The organism is Gammaproteobacteria bacterium (ex Lamellibrachia satsuma) (assembly GCA_019623805.1).
Classification (GTDB): Bacteria; Pseudomonadota; Gammaproteobacteria; order Chromatiales; family Chromatiaceae; genus QGON01.
The window spans coordinates 3885510-3903897 of record CP053680.1 but is presented as its reverse complement, the minus strand read 5'-3'; the positions used below and the strand labels follow the sequence as shown (position 1 = coordinate 3903897).

Below are 18388 nucleotides of genomic sequence, written 5' to 3'. Positions count from 1 at the left end.
GGCAGTTATATAACTAAAAGCCCATTCCTTCAAAAAACTTCTTTACACCATCCACCCAAGTGCTGGACTGAGGACTGTGCTTACTGCCACCTTTTTTCATGGTTTCATCAAATTTTCTCAACAACTCTTGCTGCTCATCGGTCAGGTTTACCGGTGTCTCCACCTGCACCCTGCAGAGCAGATCACCCACAGCACCGCCACGCACCGGCTTCACCCCCTTGCCGCGCATGCGGAACATACGATCGGTCTGGGTCCCTGCCGGGATTTTGAGCATTACCTTACCACCGAGGGTCGGCACTTCAAGCTCCCCCCCCAGCGCCGCGACGGAAAAACTGATCGGCACTTCACAATAGAGGTGGTTGTCCTCCCGTTTGAATATTCCGTGGGGCTTAACCACGACCTGCACATAGAGGTCACCTGAAGGACCGCCATTCTCGCCGGCCTCACCCTCACCGGAAAGACGGATACGGTCACCGGTATCGACCCCTGGCGGCACTTTCACCGAAAGGGTCTTGTGCTCCTGCACCCGACCCTGACCATGACAGCTTGTGCAGGGATTATCGATGACTGAGCCCTTGCCATGACAGCGCGGACAGGTCTGCTGCACAGAGAAGAATCCCTGCTGCATACGTACCTGGCCCTGGCCTCCACAAGTATCACAGACTTTGGGCTTGGAACCTTTCTTTGCACCCGTGCCGCCGCATGTATCGCATTTAACCAGCGTTGGCACCCGAATCTTTACGGTAGTGCCGGAAACGGCATCCTCCAGTGAAAGCTGCAGGTTGTAGCGCAGATCGGAACCACGCTGTACACGAGGACCGCCACCGCCACCGCCCCGGGCACCACCGAAGATATCGCCGAACACGTCGCCGAAGATATCGCTGAAATTTGCGTTGCCGCCGCCGAACCCTCCCGGGCCGCCCCCCATACTGGAATCGACACCGGCATGTCCAAACTGGTCATAGGCAGCCCGCTTCTGGGCATCTGAGAGAATCTCATAGGCCTCTTTAGCCTCCTTGAAACTCTTTTCAGCCTTACCCGCCTCGTCTCCTGTATTCCGATCAGGATGGTACTTCATGGCGAGGCGCCGGTAGGCCTTCTTTATCTCGGCCTCACTGGCGTTCTTTTGTACACCCAGTACTTCGTAGTAATCGCGTTTAGACATGCGCTGTTGAACCGAACTTCAAATTCATATGATATATGAAACGCAAAGCGTTCCCCCAATAAATGCCAAAACCGCGCACCAACCGAAGGGTCGATGCGCGGTGCTTCAACAAGGCAGCCCTGCCTTATTTTTTGTCGTCTTTGACCTCTTCGAACTCGGCATCGACCACATTGTCGTCAGCACCACCCTGGGCACCGGCGTCGTCGCCTGCTGCACCAGCCGCGCCGGCAGCACCCGCTGCTTCGGCGGCGCCCGCGTCACCACCCTGCTGGGCGTAGAGACGTTCGGCCATTTTCGACGAAGCATCGGTGAGTACTTTGGTCTTCGCCTCAATGGCATCCTTGTCGTTGCCTTTCATCGCCTCTTCGAGATCTTTGATCGCCGCTTCGATGGCGTCCTTCTCACCAGCTTCCAGCTTATCGTCACCAAGCTCTTCCATCGACTTTTTGGTGGCGTGAATCATATTGTCCGCCTGGTTGCGAACCGTTGCCAGCTCCTGGAACTGGCGATCTTCGTCGGCATGAGCCTCGGCGTCCTTCACCATACGGTCGACCTCGTCATCACTCAAACCGGAGGAGGCCTTGATGACAATCGACTGCTCCTTACCGGTCGCCTTGTCCTTGGCTGAAACGTTGAGGATGCCGTTGGCATCGATATCGAAGCTCACCTCGACCTGCGGTACACCACGAGGCGCCGGAGGAATGTCGGTCAGATCGAAACGACCCAGGGATTTATTGGCCCCCGCCTGTTCGCGCTCACCCTGCAGTACATGCACGGTCACCGCGGTCTGATTGTCATCGGCAGTGGAGAAAACCTGGGACGCACTGGTCGGGATGGTGGTGTTCTTGTCGATCAGTTTGGTCATCACGCCACCCAGGGTCTCGATACCCAGGGAGAGCGGGGTGACGTCGAGCAGCAGCACGTCCTTGACCTCACCGCCCAATACACCACCCTGAATAGCGGCGCCGATGGCCACCGCCTCATCCGGATTGACGTCTTTACGCGGTTCCTTGCCGAAAAAGGCCTGTACCTGCTCCTGTACCTTGGGCATGCGGCTTTGACCACCGACCAGGATCACCTCGTCGATATCAGAAGTGGAGAGGCCTGCATCCTTGAGGGCGATCCTGCAGGGGTCGATGGTACGAGTCACCAGATCATCCACCAGGGATTCCAGCTTGGCACGTGTCAGCTTGATATTCAGGTGCTTGGGACCGGTCTGATCCGCCGTGATATAGGGCAGATTGATATCGGTCTGCTGGCTGTTTGAGAGTTCAACCTTGGCCTTTTCCGCACCCTCTTTCAAACGCTGCAGGGCCAGCGGATCGTTGCGCAGATCCACGCCCTGATCTTTTTTGAACTCATCGACCAGGAAGTCGATGATGCGCATGTCGAAATCTTCACCACCGAGGAAGGTATCGCCGTTGGTGGAGAGCACCTCGAACTGGTGTTCTCCATCAATCTCGGCGATTTCAATGATCGAGATGTCGAAAGTGCCGCCGCCCAGGTCATAGACCGCCAGTGTCTGGTCGCCGCGCTTCTTGTCCATGCCATAGGCCAAGGCCGCAGCAGTGGGCTCGTTGATGATGCGTTTGACGTCGAGACCGGCGATACGGCCCGCATCTTTGGTGGCTTGGCGCTGGGAGTCGTTGAAGTAGGCCGGGACGGTGATGACCGCATCGGTCACATCTTCACCGAGGTAATCCTCAGCGGTCTTCTTCATCTTCTGCAGGATCTTGGCTGCGATCTCCGGCGGGGCCATCTTTTGGCCATTGACGTCAACCCAGGCATCGCCATTGTCGGCTTTGACAATCTTGTAGGGCACCATATCCATGTCGCGCTGCACCACACTGTCCTGAAACATACGACCGATCAGGCGCTTGATGGCAAACAGGGTGTTATCGGGGTTGGTAACCGCCTGACGCTTGGCCGACTGACCCACCAGGATCTCACCATCATTCGCATAGGCGATGATGGAGGGGGTGGTACGATCACCTTCGCTGTTTTCGATCACCTTTGCGGTATCACCTTCCATCACTGCCACGCAGGAGTTGGTGGTACCCAGATCGATTCCTATGATCTTGCCCATGTCTCTCTATCTCCGAATTCTATATCTAAAATTAATGTGCTGATTCTTGCTAACTGACTCTATAAATGGGGTCAGCCGATAAAACTTCAAGCCTGTTCATCAACGGGTGCTGACGGCGCCTTGGAAACCATCACCATTGCCGGACGAATGAGGCGGCCATTCAGACGGTAACCCTTCTGCACAACGGCCACTACCGTATTGGGCTCCACGTCATCCCGCTCCTGCATCGACATCGCCTGATGGAATTCCGGATTGAAGGTCTCACCCGTAGGATCGACCTGCTCCACCCCATTCTTCTCCATCACACTGCTGAGTAGCCTGAGGGTCAGCTCCGTGCCTTCCCGCAGCTTCTCCACATCGGCACTCTCTTCCTGCGCGGCCTGATGTCCCAACTCCAGACTGTCCCAGACCTGCAGCAGGTCCTGGGAGAATTTGTCCAGCGCGAATTTATGGGCATTTTCCAGATCGCGTTCCTGGCGCTTACGCAGATTATCCATCTCGGCCTGGGAGCGCATCAGTTGATCCCAGTGATCGTCGGCCTTGCCGCGGGCATCTTCCAGCAACTTCGTCAGCGCCTCCGGGGAGACCTCTTCGTTGGTGACGACTTCGCCTTCAACCACGGTTTCCGCGGCCTTCTCTTCGCTCACATCCTCTACCTTATCTACCACTTCGCTGGACTCTGCCGGCTGATCCTTATCCATCTCTTACTTAACCTCTGAATCTCAATGTTTTGCTCTGAATTACCCGACAAATTGGGGTTGCTATCTGTTTTTCAAGGCCGCACCCAAAATCTTTGCCGTGACATCGACAATCGGGATCACCCTTTCATACTCCATGCGGGTTGGGCCGATGACAGCCAGCATACCCACCACATCTTCATCCACCTGGTAAGGGGCGGTCACAATCGAACAACCATTAAGCATCTGAAAACCCGACTCCTCACCAATGAAGATCTGCACCCCATCGGCATTGTGGAACTGATCGAGCAGATGGAGGATCTCGCGCTTCTCGGCAAAGGCATCAAACAGTTTGCGCAGCTGCTGCAGACTGGCCAGATCCTCGAACTCCATCAGATTGGTCTGCCCGGCAATGAGACAATCTTCGCGAGTTGCGCTCGCATCAACCACCTCTCCCGCCATCTCCAGCGCCTGGGCCATGGTCTGATCGAAACTTTCGCGGGCGGCATTCAGCTCTTCCAGCACCCGGCTCCGCACCTTCTCCATCTCCAGCCCGGAGAAGGAGTGGTTGAGGAAATTGGCGGCCTGATCCAACTCCAGGCGGGTAAAATCCCGATGGGTATTGAGGATGCGGTTAGCCACCTCGCCATCATTGGTTACAAGGATCGCCAACACCCGATTTTCGGATAGCGGCAGGAACTCGATCTGACGGAATGCCGTGCGTTCCCGCCTCGGGACCGTCACAACCCCAGCCATGTGCGTCACGCCGGAGAGCAGTTGCGAGGCCGAGGTCAGCAGGTTACCCGCATCACCGGAATAAGCCAGCTCCGAGCGAATGCGTTCAACCTCTCCCGCCTGCAGCCGCTGCACAGTGAGCAGAGAGTCGATAAACATACGGAAACCGGTCACAGTGGGAATCCGCCCGGCCGAGGTATGTGGCGACGCCACCAGCCCGAGATCCTCCAGGTCGCACATCACATTGCGGATGGTCGCAGGACTCAGATCCATCCCGGCATCCTTCGCCAGGGTTCTGGAACCCACGGGCTGACCATCACGGATATAGCGTTCAATCAGCACTTTGAGAAAGTGCTGGGCGCGTTCGCCAACCCCGCTTTCACTGATTACCTTCTTCGTTGCCAAAAAGCCCTCCGCAAAGGCACACTGTTAGCACTCTTTTATATCGAGTGCCAAAACCGGGTGAAAGCTAGCAACTCACCCCTTTTGAGTCAAGGAATATAAGCCTTCTGAATGCTTGGATTGGTCTGAAGCACATGCTAAGTTTCCTTGAATAAAACCGATGATTCCCGGCACTAAGGAGCCGTTAATAAAATGAACCAGCCTTTCCAGCGCATCGGATTGATCGGCAAGCACGGAGACCCTACCGTCAAGGCGACAACCCGTCGTCTCTGGGATTTCCTCTCCCGGCGCGGTCACGAGGTACTGCTGGAAGAGGCCACCTGCAAACTGCTGGAGGGACGACCCCTGCCCGGCGTTCCCGAAATCGACCTGCCCAGTAACAGCGATCTGGTGATCGTGGTGGGTGGTGACGGCACTCTGCTGCACGCTGCCCGTGTATTGGCAGACCAGGACACCCCCATTCTCGGCATCAATCTTGGCAGACTCGGTTTTCTCGCGGATATCTCACCGGGCGAGATGCTGCCCCATCTCGACGCCATTCTGGCTGGGGATTACGATGAGGAGCGGCGCTTCATGCTGCAGGCCTCCATCGGTGAAGATAAGGGTTCGAGTGATGCCATCCCTGCATTCAATGACGTGGTGGTGCACAAGTGGAACATTGCCCGCATGATCGAATTCGAGACCTATATCAACGGCAAACTGGTCAATGATCAGCGCTCTGATGGTCTCATCATCTCCACACCGACCGGTTCCACTGCCTACGCGCTTTCCGGCGGCGGCCCCCTGCTGATGCCTTCGCTCAACGCTCTGGTGCTGGTCCCCATCTGCCCCCATACCCTGAGCAACCGCCCCATCGTGGTGGACGGTGACAGTGAAGTGGAGATTCATCTGGCCCAGGGTCATGCGGAACATGTCCGGGTCACTTGCGACGGCCAGGCCACGCTCCCGGTGGTGGAGGGGGATATCATCCGCATCCGCAAGGCGGAGCACCCCGTTCGACTGATCCATCCCCGCGGCCACGATCACTACAATCTCCTGCGCGCCAAGTTGGGCTGGGGCTGATGCTGACGCAGATACATGTTCGCAATCTGGCCATCGTTGCAGCACTGGAGCTGGACCTTTTTTCCGGACTGAGCGCCCTCACCGGTGAGACAGGGGCCGGTAAATCCATCCTGATCGATGCCCTTGGTCTGGCCCTCGGCGGCAAAACGGACAACAGCATGATCAGGAGCGGCAGTGAACGGGCCGAAATCACCGCCATTTTCGATATCTCCGCCCTGCCGGAGATCCACAGCTGGCTCCAGGACCACTCCCTCGACGATGAGAACGACTGCATGCTACGACGAGTGCTCTCCAGAGAGAGCCGCTCCCGCGCCTATATCAACGGTCGTCCTGTCCCTATCCAACAGGTCCAGGAACTGGGGCAACGTTTGGTGCAGATTCATGGCCAGCACGCGCATCAATCACTACTGCGCCCCCACTATCAGCGGCGCCTGCTCGATGCCTACGGGGACCATCTTGCCCAGACAAAAACAGTCGATGAGTCATTCAGAGACTACCGCAAATCATTTGAACAACTGGAAACCCTGCTGGCTGCTGCTGCAGACCGGGCCTCCCGGCTGGACCTGCTGCGATTTCAGGCCGATGAGTTGTCGCAGCTTGGTGCTTCCTGCGCAGAGATCGAGACGCTGGACAGGGACCACAAACGTCTGAGCCACCTGGAGCGACTGCGTTTTGGGTGCGGAGCGGTAATCGATGGGCTCGATGAGAACGAGCCGTCTCTGCGCAGCCAACTCGCACGTCTGAGTGATGAACTCAGCGCACTGCAGGAGCTGGACAGCAATCTCGAAGAACCCGGGGAAATGCTGGCGAGCGCCCTGATTCAGGTGGATGAGGCCCTGATCGGCCTGCGCAACTATCTCTCAGGTCTTGAACTCGATCCCGAAAGCCTGCAGCAAGTGGAAGCGCGCATCGGCGCACTGCATGACATGGCGCGAAAATACCGGGTCAGCCCGGAGAGACTCCCCCAACGCCTGCAGCAGGTCCTGCAGGAACTGGCGCAGTTGGAAAACGCCGATGTAACGCTGGAGACCCTGTCCGTTCGTGTTGAAAAACAGCGGGAGGCGTTTTTAGGGCAGGCGAAAAAACTGAGCGGCAAGCGTCGTCTGACCGGCAAACGACTGGCTCAGGAGATCAGTGCCGCCATGCAACAACTGGGTATGCCCGGTGGACGTTTCGATGTCACCCTAAAGGAGATCAACGCAGCAGACGCCAACGGCTCTGGGCTCGATCTGATCGAATTCATGGTCTCCGCCAATCCTGGCATGCCTCTGCAGCCCCTTAACAAAGTGGCCTCCGGCGGTGAACTCTCCCGCATCAGTCTGGCCATCCAGGTCGCCACCATCCGTTACGGTGATACCCCGACCCTCGTATTCGATGAGGTCGACGTCGGCATCGGCGGCAGTGTGGCTGAGATCGTAGGCCAGATGCTGCGCACCCTCGGTGAGTCCAGGCAAATTCTCTGCGTCACCCACCTGCCCCAAGTAGCGGCACAGGCTTTGAACCACCTCCAGGTGCAGAAAAGCACGACCAATAAGCTGACCCGCACGGAGATCACCCCACTGGGGGATGAGAGCCGAATCCAGGAGATCGCCCGCATGTTGGGCGGCATCGAAATCACTGAACAGACCCTCGCTCACGCAGAAGAGATGATCTCACTTGCGGACAGGCGGTAACACCTTCCCAAATCCTATCAACAGAATTGTTAATGATCATTAACAACTGGCGGATTGACCTACCCTCCCCCTATTCACTATATTCTGTGACGTAATCCTCACTTTCCCCCATTGGAGAGAAAATCAGGAGCCTAGGCGGACAAATTGCAGACCGATGTAATGTTCGATTTCATGCCAGTCTCTGGAACTTTGCAGAGCACTATATTAGTACTTTAGAATAAGACAACCCTTAAAAAACATGTAGTTATGAAAGCTCTAAAACGCAAAGGAGGCAGGCCCGTCAAGAAATCTTTTGTAACGCCGGATGTGCTGCCGCAGGAAGATTACGACAGGCCACTGAGAATCGGTCTGCTCGATATTAATACGCGCCTCGAAAACAGATTGCGTTACTTCTTCTCGGAAAACTGCCATGGCGATTATGTCGTCAACGAGAATCCCCACTCCGCCGATATCTGCCTGATCGATCTGGATGGCCTCCACGGCAAGTCTATCTGGGCAAGCCAGATCGAGCGTCAATACCGCTGCCCTACGATTCTCCTCTCCTTGCATGAGACACAGGCCGAAGGCGCAATATGGCTGCAAAAACCATTACAGGCAAAACTGCTGTATGAAGCGCTGGAAAAGATCAGGCGACAATTTCTGCAGGATCATCACCAATACAGGGAAGTAAATTCGGTTACTCTGCCCAAACCATCCGCTAAAACCGATCTTACTTTCAACCACCTACATCAGGAACTGCAACTCAGGGCCAAGGCGCTGCAGGGCCGCCTGGAAAAAGAGAAGATCAGACGCACCGAATTGCGCACTCGCAAAGGCATTGAGCTAACCAATAACCTGCCGCCTGCCGATACCCCATCCAGACAGATGTCTATTGAAAGCCTGGGAAACGAGGTGGTCGAGATATTTATCGGCAGCACCCCAGATGTGGATCTGTATAACAAAGCACAACTCGCCCAAGTACAATACGACCCACAACACTTCCTGATCGGACGAGTACTGGAGGCTGTTAAGCTTGCTGAAACTTATTGCCGGCCTGCCAGCATCTCCAGCCATCACGGCACAATCACCATTGTTCCAATGACCCGAGAAGTATTGATTGAGATTGAAGAGCAGCAATTGCATTCTCTCGCCTCTCAACCTATTGAAACAGATAAGTGCCTTCCCTCCTTGCAGGATTCGGTTTGTGACATGCCAGGCCGGACACGCCGTCGTCCAATAGAGGCTTTCGTCTGGGAACTCACACTCTGGAGCAGCTTGGGCCGTATGCCTGCCGGCACCAACCCCCACCAGGCAGTCCGGCTTAAACACTGGCCCAATCTGACACGTCTGCAGATTTTTCCACACGCCACACGGATTACTGCGCTCTGGTCACAGCAGAAACACTCGTTGGCCACTACAGCCCAGGTACTGAATATTCCTCAGCGCTACGTCTTTGCCTTTTACAGTGCCGCCCATGCCATCGGACTGGCAGCTACAGAGGCAGACATGAATACGGAAACCGGTATCCCGACACTAGCCATCAAATCTTATGGCAAACCCACGCTGTTCAAAAGAATCCTGCATCAGTTGAAATCACGCTGAGTATGGCCGCAGTGAATAACTAGATGGACAACTACAAAATACTCATTGCGGGATCGGTTGGCGCGGGGAAGACCACTGCAATCAGTAGTGTAAGCAATACCCCACCCCTGACTACTGAAGCCCTTGCGTCTGACATCACCCAGGAATATAAAGAGACCACAACGGTCGCCATGGATTACGGATTGATGACGCTATCCGGCATTGGTACGCTCCATCTATATGGCACCCCAGGCGAACCACGCTTCGACTTCATGTGGGATATTCTAAGCAAGGGCAGCGTCGGTCTGATACTGCTTATCGACAGCTCACGCACCGACCCTTTCAGTGACCTGCACTTTTTCCTCCGCTCGTTCAAAAAGTTCACCTCAAAAAACAGAGTTGCCATCGGTATTACCAAGATGGATCTCTGCTCAACCCCCTCGATTGACGAATATCAGGCACAATTGCGGAATATCCTTCCTAATATTCCTGTTTTTTCGGTAGATGCAAGAAATCATATCGACGTAGCATTACTTATCGAAGCGCTTATTTTTTCACTGGATCCGAAATTAGCTGCCTGACGTGAATAACTATCTTCTAAAAAAAGGGTTGTTTGTACTGCCGACGCCTGCCGGCGCCTACTACTGTGTCTCCACACCAGACCCGACAATCGCCAGAATCATGCTGCGCGCCATGATGAATGGAGAATCGAGCCATCGTTTAACCATTGAAACCCTGACATCATGGAGCTGTGTCGATGAAGAAGAGACAATAGAGACCCTTTTAAAGTCCCAGACCATGGGCTGGATCGAGGGCTTTGAAGTGAGGCAGCCTGCGCCCGAGGGAACACTCGAGGATTTGTTGCCAAAGATGCTCCTGAAACTTTCAGGCAGCGGCAAAGCAATATTGGCGGACGAACAAGGATTTTCCATCAATTCCCTCGGGTTTTCCCCGGATACAGCGGTAAACTTGTCTGCTATCAGCGCAGATATTGCTTCGATGCACGAACGCCGACGCAATATCCTGCATGATAAGCTAGAATTCTGGACCAGTGCATGGGCATTGGTGGATGCGGCAGGAAACAGCCAGGTTGGATTCTGGCCGATCTATATTGGTGTACACCGTTTTGTACTCATCATTGGCGGTGTACCACATCTTAATCAACCGGTATTGACCCAGCTGATTTGGGCATTGAACAAACGCTATGGAAACCTGGATGGATAGAAATACCTGCCGCTACCTTCGCGCCATGAGTTTAAGAGAGTGTTCCACCGCCTAGAGAGGAGAAATTTTCCACTCCCCCTCCGTGGCTATAAAAGTAATGATAACAATAGAAAACTACAATAATTTTAGATAGTTGGGGACAATAACATGCGCTCAGACATGCTAAATTCTATATTGAATGATCTTAACGGCACTTCAGCCGATATTGAGGCATCCGGGGTTATCTCCACGGATGGTTTGATGATGGCATCACAACTGCCCGCGGGAATGGATGAAGACCGGGTTGGCGCGATGAGTGCCGCCATGCTCTCACTGGGAGACCGTACCGCTCAGGAACTTGCCCGCGGCGAGCTCGAACAGGTTCTGGTTAAAGGCAACAGGGGTTATGTACTCATGATGCATGCTGGCGACGAGGCAGTTGTCACTGTATTGGCAAAACCCACTGCCAAATTGGGTTTGATCTTTCTCGACGTAAAACGTGCCGCAGAAAATATCATTAAAATGATCTAAAACCTTTTAACTGTCAGAAACGCCATTACCCGACCTACACCTTGGCAACGAAATTGCGCGTCATCACTCACCCAAGTCAAGAGCATCAGCTCCAGCACGTTCGAAAGATCGATCCCAATATCGACGCCGCATTCCGTATCCCCGGAGAAAAGCAACTCTGGCTGGATGCTGGCAACTGGTGGGAGCAGGCTTTGAGCTATCTGGCCCGACAGATTACTCATGAGCCATCCGACCTGCGCTCCCACGTGCAGCGAATCTACCTCCACATACATCTCAGCGATGCGGCTGGCGTCACAGGTGCGCTGCTTGACCTGTATATCGCACTAGGTGAAAAAGGACAGCCCCTGAGAACCCGCATGTTCATTTTTGCAGCACACCTGCTGAAACCACGCTGGATCGAGTATTTCATCCGCCATCAGGATGCTGGGGTGCTTTCATCAGACATTACCCCACCCGTCCATACATCCATGCTCACACTCGGATTAAGCGGAACATCGCAGGTCATCAGTCTGGAAAAGGGGCAACAACTGCTGACAGAAATATCCCCAAGCCTGACAATAGTGTCGGCCGCAAGAAATCCGCGAGGTTAATCGCTTACGATTCGCGGCCGGGGCAAGAAGGGTTGATGCAACGCCCATAGATAATCAGAGAGTGGTCCTCCATTTCAAACCCATGCTCTGCAGCAATCTCTTTTTGCCGCTCTTCAATGGTGGCATCCATAAACTCTTCAACCTTCCCACAGAGTACACAGACGATGTGATCGTGATGCTCTCCACGATCCAATTCAAATACCGCGTGCCCCCCCTCAAAATTATGCCGGGTAACCAAACCCGCCGCTTCAAACTGGGTCAGCACCCGATAGACAGTCGCCAGACCGATCTCTTCGCCTTTTTCCAGGAGCATCTTATAGACATCTTCAGCACTGACGTGGCGTGGCACACTCGCTTCAAGTAGCTCAAGAATCTTTACCCTTGGCAGGGTAACCTTCAAGCCCGCTTTTCTAATTTCCTGATTATCCATTTATCACTACTCCGCCTTCGTGTTTTTCAGAAGGTGATGAGGTATCATCCAACATTGATTTTTATTGAATTGTACTCGTAATGCAAAAGATTCTCATCTCTCTTTTGGTCAGCACTCTCCTCATCCTGGGCGGTTGTTCAAGCTGGCGGGATTTCTCCCTGGTTCATATTCCAGACATCCAGCAGGGTAACATCGTCACCCCTGAAGTGGTGGCTGAACTCAAACCGGGAATGAGCCGAAAGCAGGTACGATTCTTACTCGGCACCCCTCTTCTGGTGGATGTCTTTCATCAGAACCGATGGGATTACCTTTTCAGCATAAAGAGGCGCAACGATCCTCTGGAGATCAAGCACTTTTCCGTCTTTTTCGACGGTGACTCAATGGTCCGTTACAGTGGAGACATCAAACCTGCGGAAAACATTGCTGAACAGAAGGAAAAGAAAGAACTCGTTGTCAGCGTACCCGACTACACTGGCGAATTGGGCATCGTGGACAAGGCACTGCAGAAAGCCGGTCTCGATATCGAGGATGACTAGAACTTCTGCCGGTTCCGCTACGCTTGAACCGGCCTGCCCTAAATTAGCTGCGTGAAAAGCATCTAGCCATCTCAGCTCTGCTCGCCGCCACCTTTCCTCATTACCTTACCCTCGGCAGCGCGCTTCTTTCTCGCCTCCTTGGGATCAGCAATCAGTGGCCGATAGATCTCCACCCGGTCACCACTATTCAATACCGTCTCCTGCTTGGTGAGTTTGCCGAAAATACCCACCTTGGCTGAGTCCGGGTCTATCTCAGGAAACTGCTCCAGAACGCCTGACGATTCAATGGCGTTGCGCACCGTCATGCCAGAGGCGCCTTTGACCACCAGAATAACCTGCTCATCAAGCTTCCCATAGGCCACTTCCACCAAAATACCTTCATCAGTCACGGTACACCTCATCCGCCCGCTTACAAAACGAATCCACCAGCGTGGTGGCGATATGATTAAAAACCTTGCCGAAAGCAGCATCGATCAATTTTCCCGAGAACTCAAAATCCAGTACCAGCTCCACCTTGCTCGCATCGGTTTTGAGGGGAATGAAGCGCCAGCCACCCTGTAATTTTCTGAATGGCCCATCCCGCAACTGGATATCCATCCGTTCATTGGAGACCAACGCATTGCAGGTTGAAAAACGCTGTCGAATACCAAGGCGGGAAACCTCCAATTCTCCACAAATCTGATCCTCGGTTCTTGAGATCAGGCGACTGGCACTGCACCAGGGGAGAAACTCCGGGTAAGACTCAAAGTCACACACCAAGCGGTACATCTCTTCGGCTGAATGATGAACCAGGGCGCTTTTGCTCACTACCGGCATACTCAGAAGATCCCGACAGCGTTAAGAAAGACGACAACAACAGCCAGTGGCGAAACATAGCGGATCAGCACCCGCCACAGACCATAACGCCAAGCATGCATGGCAAACTCATCAACACTTGATTCCCGCTTCATCAACCAGCCGGCAAACAACGCAATCAGCAAGCCGCCCAGCGGCAGCATAATATTGGCTGCCAGATAGTCCAACAGATCAAAGAACGTCTTTCCGAACAGCTTATACTCATCTCCTGACCAGATATTGAAGGAGAAGATGCTGCCAAGGCCCAAAACCCAGGTCGTCATACCGATCACGGCAGAGGCACGTACGCGAGTCAGCCCCCGATTCTCCACCAACCAGGCAACCGCCGGTTCGATCAGCGAGATCGCCGAGGACCATGCGGCAAAGACCAGCAGAACGAAAAACAGAGTTCCAAAGAACTGTCCGCCGGGCATGGCGCCGAAAGCAATCGGCAGGGTCTGAAAGATCAGCCCTGGGCCTGAACCGGGCTCCAGGCCATTGGCAAACACGATGGGGAATATCGCCATGCCAGCAACCAATGCAACCAGGGTGTCCAGCAGCGCAATCAACACCGCTGAACGGGCGATAGAGGTTCCCTTCGGCATATAGGAGCCGTAAACCATGATCGCCCCCATACCCAGACTCAGGGTAAAGAAAGCGTGTCCCATCGCCACCAGAACGGGACTGCCAGACAGCTCACAACTTTCGCTTCCAGCGACAGTTTCGCAGACGTAAAACAGCTTGCCGAAATCAGGTTGAAAGAGAAATTTCAGGCCATCGATGAACGCCCCTGTACTCATCGCATAACCCAGCAGCACAAACAGCAGCACAAAGAGCGCCGGCATCAGGTAAGTCACCGCCTTTTCCAGACCAGCCCGCACCCCGCGCGCGACCACCGCCATACTCATCAACATGAACAGGGTATGCCAGGCAATCAAGCGTTCCGGATCGCCGGTAAGACCGGTGAAAACAGCCTGCACGCCCGCCGCATCGGCACCATTGAAAATTCCTCCGGCCACCCGAAAGACATAGGCCAAAGCCCAGCCGGCGATCACACTGTAGTAAGAGAGGATAATAAAACCGGCCAGCACACCACTCCAGCCAACCAGGGACCAGGCAGACGAAGCGCCCTCCTCCTTTGCCAGCGCCGTCATGGTGTTGATCGGACTCTGCCGACCACGCCGTCCCAGCATCACCTCCGCCATCATGATCGGGATACCCACCACGGCAATACAGAGCAGATAGACCAAGACAAATGCACCCCCGCCATTCTCGCCGGTGATGTAGGGGAATTTCCAAATATTGCCCAATCCCACCGCTGAACCCGTAGCAGCCAGGATAAAGACCAGCCTGGATGACCACTGGCCGTGGATGGATGTCCGTTCTGTCATGGCGGAAATTTTTCCCCTGAAGCGCTTGATCGAAAGCGATTTATTCTCCGTGAAATCAACCTCTATAACAAGGCAGGACTGGCCGATAGATGCCCACTCGCATAGAATGCGCCGATGGGAAAAAAATCAAAATCAGCGAAATCCTCCGGCGGCTCGACCATCGCCCTCAACAAGAAGGCGAAGCACGACTTTTTTATCGAGGAGCGCTACGAGGCGGGCATCTCCCTGCAGGGATGGGAGGTCAAGAGTCTGCGCGAGGGACGCGTGCAGATCAAAGAGAGCTACGTCATCATTCAGAACGGCGAGGCCTACCTCTTTGGGGCCCATATTACCCCGCTCAAAACCGCGTCCACTCATGTCACGACCGATCCGACCCGCAGCCGAAAACTGCTGCTGCACCGCCGCGAACTGAGCAAACTCATCGGCCTGGTGGAGCGAAAAGGCTACACCTTGGTTCCCACCGCGCTCTACTGGAAAAAAGGCTACGCCAAACTGGAGATCGGTCTGGCAAAAGGTAAAAAACAGCACGATAAACGCAGCAGCGATAAAGACCGTGACTGGAAGCGTGAGAAAGAGCGAATCTTCAAACGCGGCTGATCCAACCTCACTTCAGCATGGCACGGAACTTCCCGCTGCTTTATACTGTCTACCCTTGAGACTTGAGAAAAGTTTCTCCTTGGGGGCGACGTAGGCTTCGACGGGGGTTACAAAACCTTAGGTGCATGTCGAGGGGCAGATAACCTCGTAAAACTAGCTGCAAACTTATAGTTGCCAACGACGACAACTACGCACTCGCCGCTTAATAACCGGTAGAATGCCGTCTGACTGGAGCCGTGCTTATGCGTCCAGGGTCTTCGGACCAATCAGGCGTCATATCTCATAAGATCGCGATGAAGCTTATTCGGGGTGGATTCGTTAAAACTTAACCGAAATCGCTATCTGCACACCCTGTCCGTCGGGTGGCAGCCAGCTAAAAATAATAGACCGGACTAAACATGTAGAACCTACGGCAGAGGACTCGCGGACGGCGGTTCGAATCCGCCCGCCTCCACCAATTGAAGATCCAAAGCAATCCAATAAAGACCCTAAGCCCGCGTAACAGCGGGCTTTTTTATTGCCTGACTGTCCGTTACCGTCTAGTATAATCCTATGAAATCCACGATAAATGACGGTAAGTATGGCGGTAGCCCCACTTACCGCCACTGGAGTTACCGCCATGCCACTCACTGACAGCGCCATCCGTAACGCCAAACCAAAAGACAAGCAATACAAACTGACAGATGGGTCTGGCCTATATCTCCTTATTACTCCAAAAGGAGGCAAGTGGTGGCGATTGGATTACCGTTTCAACAGCAAGCGGAAAACTCTCTCAATGGGGGTCTATCCTGATGTGTCTCTGAAAACAGCAAGAGACAGGAGATCAACAGCCCGAAAGCAATTGGTGGATGGAATTGACCCAAGCGAAGCCCGCAAAGCAACCAAGGCATCTCAATCAGGAGCAGACAGCCTAGAGACCGTAGCCCGTGAATGGTGGGGCAAGCATGAGCCCAACTGGTCGAAAACCCACTCGTCCCGGATCTTGCTGCGACTGGAGAAAGACGTGTTCCCTTGGATTGGCTCAAGGACAATCGGCGAGATCACAGCACCTGAGCTACTGACAGTCCTTCGCCGAATAGAAGACAGAGGCGCACTGGAAACAGCCCACCGCATCCACCAAAGCTGTGGACAGATCTTCCGCTCTGGAAGAGATCAAGCCACTCACTGGCAACGGAAAGTATGTTTTTCCAGGCATGCGCAGCAATAAACGCCCCATGTCAGAAAATACAGTTAATGCAGCCCTGAGGCGACTCGGGTATACAAAAGAGGAAATGACAGGTCATGGGTTCCGCTCCATGGCTTCTACCCTTTTGAATGAGCAGGGTTGGCACAGAGACGCTATCGAACGCCAATTAGCTCATACTGAAAGAAATTCCGTTCGAGCCGCCTATAACTACGCAGAACACATGCCGGAGAGGATCAGGATGATGCAGGAATGGGCGGACTTCCTTGATAAGTTGAAAGCTGGTGCAGAGATTATTCATATAAACCAAAGATTCTAAACAACACTGGGGACACCTTTTTGGAGCGGATCGGAAGCAGATCGGGGGAGGACGTAGAGCCAGCTGCGGTGCCGCAACCCGGCGCTGCTACTTAGAAATCAGTATCTCTTAGCTCAGAACGATGACGGGAAACGAAAAATGAGTATGTCTGGTAGCTGACACCTTCTATTTTCCGAACCTGAATACTACCCATTTTGAGTCTGATACTCGCTTCAGACCGCCCCCCCATAACATCAGAGGAATAGGTATGTTCCCTCCAAGCCAATCGGGTGTGTCTTGGGCTCAATATCTCTTCCCGATCAGCTTCTATTGACACCCGTTCCCATACCCAAATAAAGTGATTCGGATCGTCTCTATCACCCAGATCCTGAGATACATGAATTTCTGTCCCGTTTGGAAATCGATAGCTAACAGGATAGATTTAGATTAATTTCAATCAGTTAGTGTAGCCAGAGAGATAAATTAATCAATTTCCAAAGTGTAAATAATTCCGACAAATTAACTTTCATCCAAAGTCTCTGTCCAACTGGCATAGGTATTGGACGATTCTCTACCCAATCGCAACCCCCTTGATCTTGCGCAACCAGTTAGGTGAGAAATCTACTACTGGACATTTTGTCCAGGGATGACCAAGAATCATCTTGATAAGAGGGTCTTGCCCCTCCACCGGGAGATTTTCGAAGTTATGTTTTTGAAGTGCAGTAAAAGTTAAATTTCAACTATGGAGAAGCGCAATGCCTCAATACGTTATTGTTTATCTGGGCGGTGATCAACCATCCAGTCCAGAGGAAGGTAAGCAACATTTTTCGAAATATATGGATTGGTTATCTTCATTGGGCGACTCAGCTGTTAGTCCTGCAAATCCGCTTAAGAATACGAGCACAGTAAACTCTGATGGCACTGTTGCCATTGGAGGCACAACGACAATGTCTGGTTACACAATAATTGAAGCGGAATCTATGGAGGCGGCGCTGTCGATTGCAAAGGCTTGCCCTTTTCTTGATATTGGCGGTTCACTTGAGGTGTCGGAGTTAGTAGAGATGCCAAGACAAAAATAATAATTTCAAGGCTCAGAAGATGGATTTTTGAGCTCTGCGTTATGCCATAGGAGGAGAGAAAGGTTGAAAGAATCTTTAAAACCTGGAATTCGATACGAGCACAAATATGTCGTGCCTGTATCAAAGACGGTTCCAGCCTTATATCCAGAATCAGAAGAATTTATAGCAATGCCCGAAGTCTTCGCAACAGGATTTCTGGTTGGATTTCTTGAGTGGGCGTGTATAAAGGCGATTAATCCTCATCTAGGAGTCTGTCGGGTTTGATCCATTGAGCCAGGGATATTTTCCGGCCCACCGTGTTTTTCCCATAATCGCTGCCTCTGTAGGAATATAAGCCCTATGTAGGGCAGTGAATT

18 protein-coding genes, 1 other RNA gene and 1 pseudogene are annotated in these 18388 nt (G+C 53.3%); 12 read left to right on the top strand and 8 right to left on the bottom strand.

Going from position 1 to position 18388, the window contains the following annotated elements:
- Nucleotides 1-13 precede the first annotated feature (13 nt).
- From dnaJ to hrcA, 4 genes are all read right to left on the bottom strand, one after another.
- Nucleotides 14-1165 carry a molecular chaperone DnaJ gene (dnaJ, locus tag HPY30_16810; GenBank protein ID QYZ67497.1) on the bottom strand — a complete coding sequence of 384 codons (1152 nt, stop codon included), beginning with the start codon at nt 1163-1165 and terminating at the stop codon, nt 14-16.
- Between the two features lie 124 nt (nt 1166-1289).
- Entirely contained in the window at nt 1290-3251 is a 1962-nt protein-coding gene (gene dnaK, locus HPY30_16805; GenBank protein ID QYZ67496.1) for a molecular chaperone DnaK, read from the bottom strand.
- Between the two features lie 86 nt (nt 3252-3337).
- Nucleotides 3338-3952, bottom strand: coding sequence for a nucleotide exchange factor GrpE (gene grpE / locus HPY30_16800; GenBank protein ID QYZ67495.1), 615 nt, complete (start codon nt 3950-3952; stop codon nt 3338-3340).
- A gap of 60 nt (nt 3953-4012) precedes the next feature.
- On the bottom strand, nt 4013-5068 hold the full coding sequence (hrcA, locus tag HPY30_16795; protein ID QYZ67494.1) for a heat-inducible transcriptional repressor HrcA: 1056 nt from the start codon (nt 5066-5068) through the stop codon (nt 4013-4015).
- A gap of 189 nt (nt 5069-5257) precedes the next feature.
- On the opposite strand from hrcA, the gene HPY30_16790 reads away from it, so the two are divergent.
- The 7 genes from HPY30_16790 (at nt 5258) to HPY30_16760 (ending at nt 11684) form a co-directional block, all read left to right on the top strand.
- The gene (locus HPY30_16790) at nt 5258-6127 is read left to right on the top strand and encodes an NAD(+) kinase (protein ID QYZ67493.1); all 870 of its coding nucleotides are present in this window, start codon (nt 5258-5260) and stop codon (nt 6125-6127) included.
- Nucleotides 6127-7800, top strand: a complete 1674-nt coding sequence (gene recN / locus HPY30_16785; GenBank protein ID QYZ67492.1) for a DNA repair protein RecN — start codon at nt 6127-6129, stop codon at nt 7798-7800. Before HPY30_16790 ends, recN begins: the two co-directional genes overlap by 1 nt.
- A 246-nt stretch (nt 7801-8046) precedes the next feature.
- Nucleotides 8047-9381: a hypothetical protein gene (locus HPY30_16780; protein ID QYZ67491.1), complete on the top strand. Its 1335-nt coding sequence runs from the start codon at nt 8047-8049 to the stop codon at nt 9379-9381.
- A 23-nt stretch (nt 9382-9404) separates the two neighbouring features.
- A complete protein-coding gene (locus HPY30_16775; GenBank protein ID QYZ67490.1) occupies nt 9405-9941 on the top strand; it encodes a GTP-binding protein in 537 nt (178 codons plus the stop codon).
- A 1-nt stretch (nt 9942) separates the two neighbouring features.
- Nucleotides 9943-10584, top strand: coding sequence for a hypothetical protein (locus HPY30_16770; protein ID QYZ67489.1), 642 nt, complete (start codon nt 9943-9945; stop codon nt 10582-10584).
- Nucleotides 10585-10731: 147 nt separating this feature from the next.
- A complete protein-coding gene (locus tag HPY30_16765) occupies nt 10732-11094 on the top strand; it encodes a hypothetical protein (protein ID QYZ67488.1) in 363 nt (120 codons plus the stop codon).
- A gap of 41 nt (nt 11095-11135) precedes the next feature.
- A complete protein-coding gene (locus tag HPY30_16760) occupies nt 11136-11684 on the top strand; it encodes a hypothetical protein (GenBank protein QYZ67487.1) in 549 nt (182 codons plus the stop codon).
- Nucleotides 11685-11688: 4 nt separating this feature from the next.
- On the opposite strand, the gene fur is transcribed toward HPY30_16760, so the two are convergent.
- Nucleotides 11689-12114, bottom strand: coding sequence for a ferric iron uptake transcriptional regulator (gene fur / locus HPY30_16755; GenBank protein ID QYZ67486.1), 426 nt, complete (start codon nt 12112-12114; stop codon nt 11689-11691).
- 80 nt (nt 12115-12194) lie between these two features.
- On the opposite strand from fur, the gene HPY30_16750 reads away from it, so the two are divergent.
- Nucleotides 12195-12650, top strand: a complete 456-nt coding sequence (locus HPY30_16750) for an outer membrane protein assembly factor BamE (protein ID QYZ67485.1) — start codon at nt 12195-12197, stop codon at nt 12648-12650.
- 71 nt (nt 12651-12721) lie between these two features.
- On the opposite strand, the gene HPY30_16745 is transcribed toward HPY30_16750, so the two are convergent.
- The 3 genes from HPY30_16745 to HPY30_16735 are packed head-to-tail and all read right to left on the bottom strand — an operon-like array spanning nt 12722 to nt 14875.
- Nucleotides 12722-13051, bottom strand: a complete 330-nt coding sequence (locus HPY30_16745; protein ID QYZ67484.1) for an RnfH family protein — start codon at nt 13049-13051, stop codon at nt 12722-12724.
- Nucleotides 13032-13466, bottom strand: a complete 435-nt coding sequence (locus HPY30_16740) for a type II toxin-antitoxin system RatA family toxin (protein QYZ67483.1) — start codon at nt 13464-13466, stop codon at nt 13032-13034. Before HPY30_16740 ends, HPY30_16745 begins: the two co-directional genes overlap by 20 nt.
- A gap of 2 nt (nt 13467-13468) precedes the next feature.
- Nucleotides 13469-14875, bottom strand: coding sequence for a sodium-dependent transporter (locus HPY30_16735; protein ID QYZ67482.1), 1407 nt, complete (start codon nt 14873-14875; stop codon nt 13469-13471).
- A gap of 114 nt (nt 14876-14989) precedes the next feature.
- Between HPY30_16735 and smpB the strand changes: the two genes are divergently transcribed.
- The 4 genes and pseudogenes from smpB (at nt 14990) to HPY30_16715 (ending at nt 18032) form a co-directional block, all read left to right on the top strand.
- Nucleotides 14990-15472 (top strand): SsrA-binding protein SmpB, encoded by a 483-nt coding sequence (smpB, locus tag HPY30_16730; protein QYZ67481.1) that lies wholly within the window; start codon nt 14990-14992, stop codon nt 15470-15472.
- Nucleotides 15473-15553: 81 nt separating this feature from the next.
- Nucleotides 15554-15929, top strand: a transfer-messenger RNA (tmRNA) gene (ssrA, locus tag HPY30_16725).
- Nucleotides 15930-16091: 162 nt separating this feature from the next.
- Nucleotides 16092-16974, top strand: a pseudogene (locus HPY30_16720) (integrase arm-type DNA-binding domain-containing protein).
- Nucleotides 16975-17708: 734 nt separating this feature from the next.
- Nucleotides 17709-18032 carry a hypothetical protein gene (locus HPY30_16715; GenBank protein QYZ67480.1) on the top strand — a complete coding sequence of 108 codons (324 nt, stop codon included), beginning with the start codon at nt 17709-17711 and terminating at the stop codon, nt 18030-18032.
- Nucleotides 18033-18388: the final 356 nt, after the last annotated feature.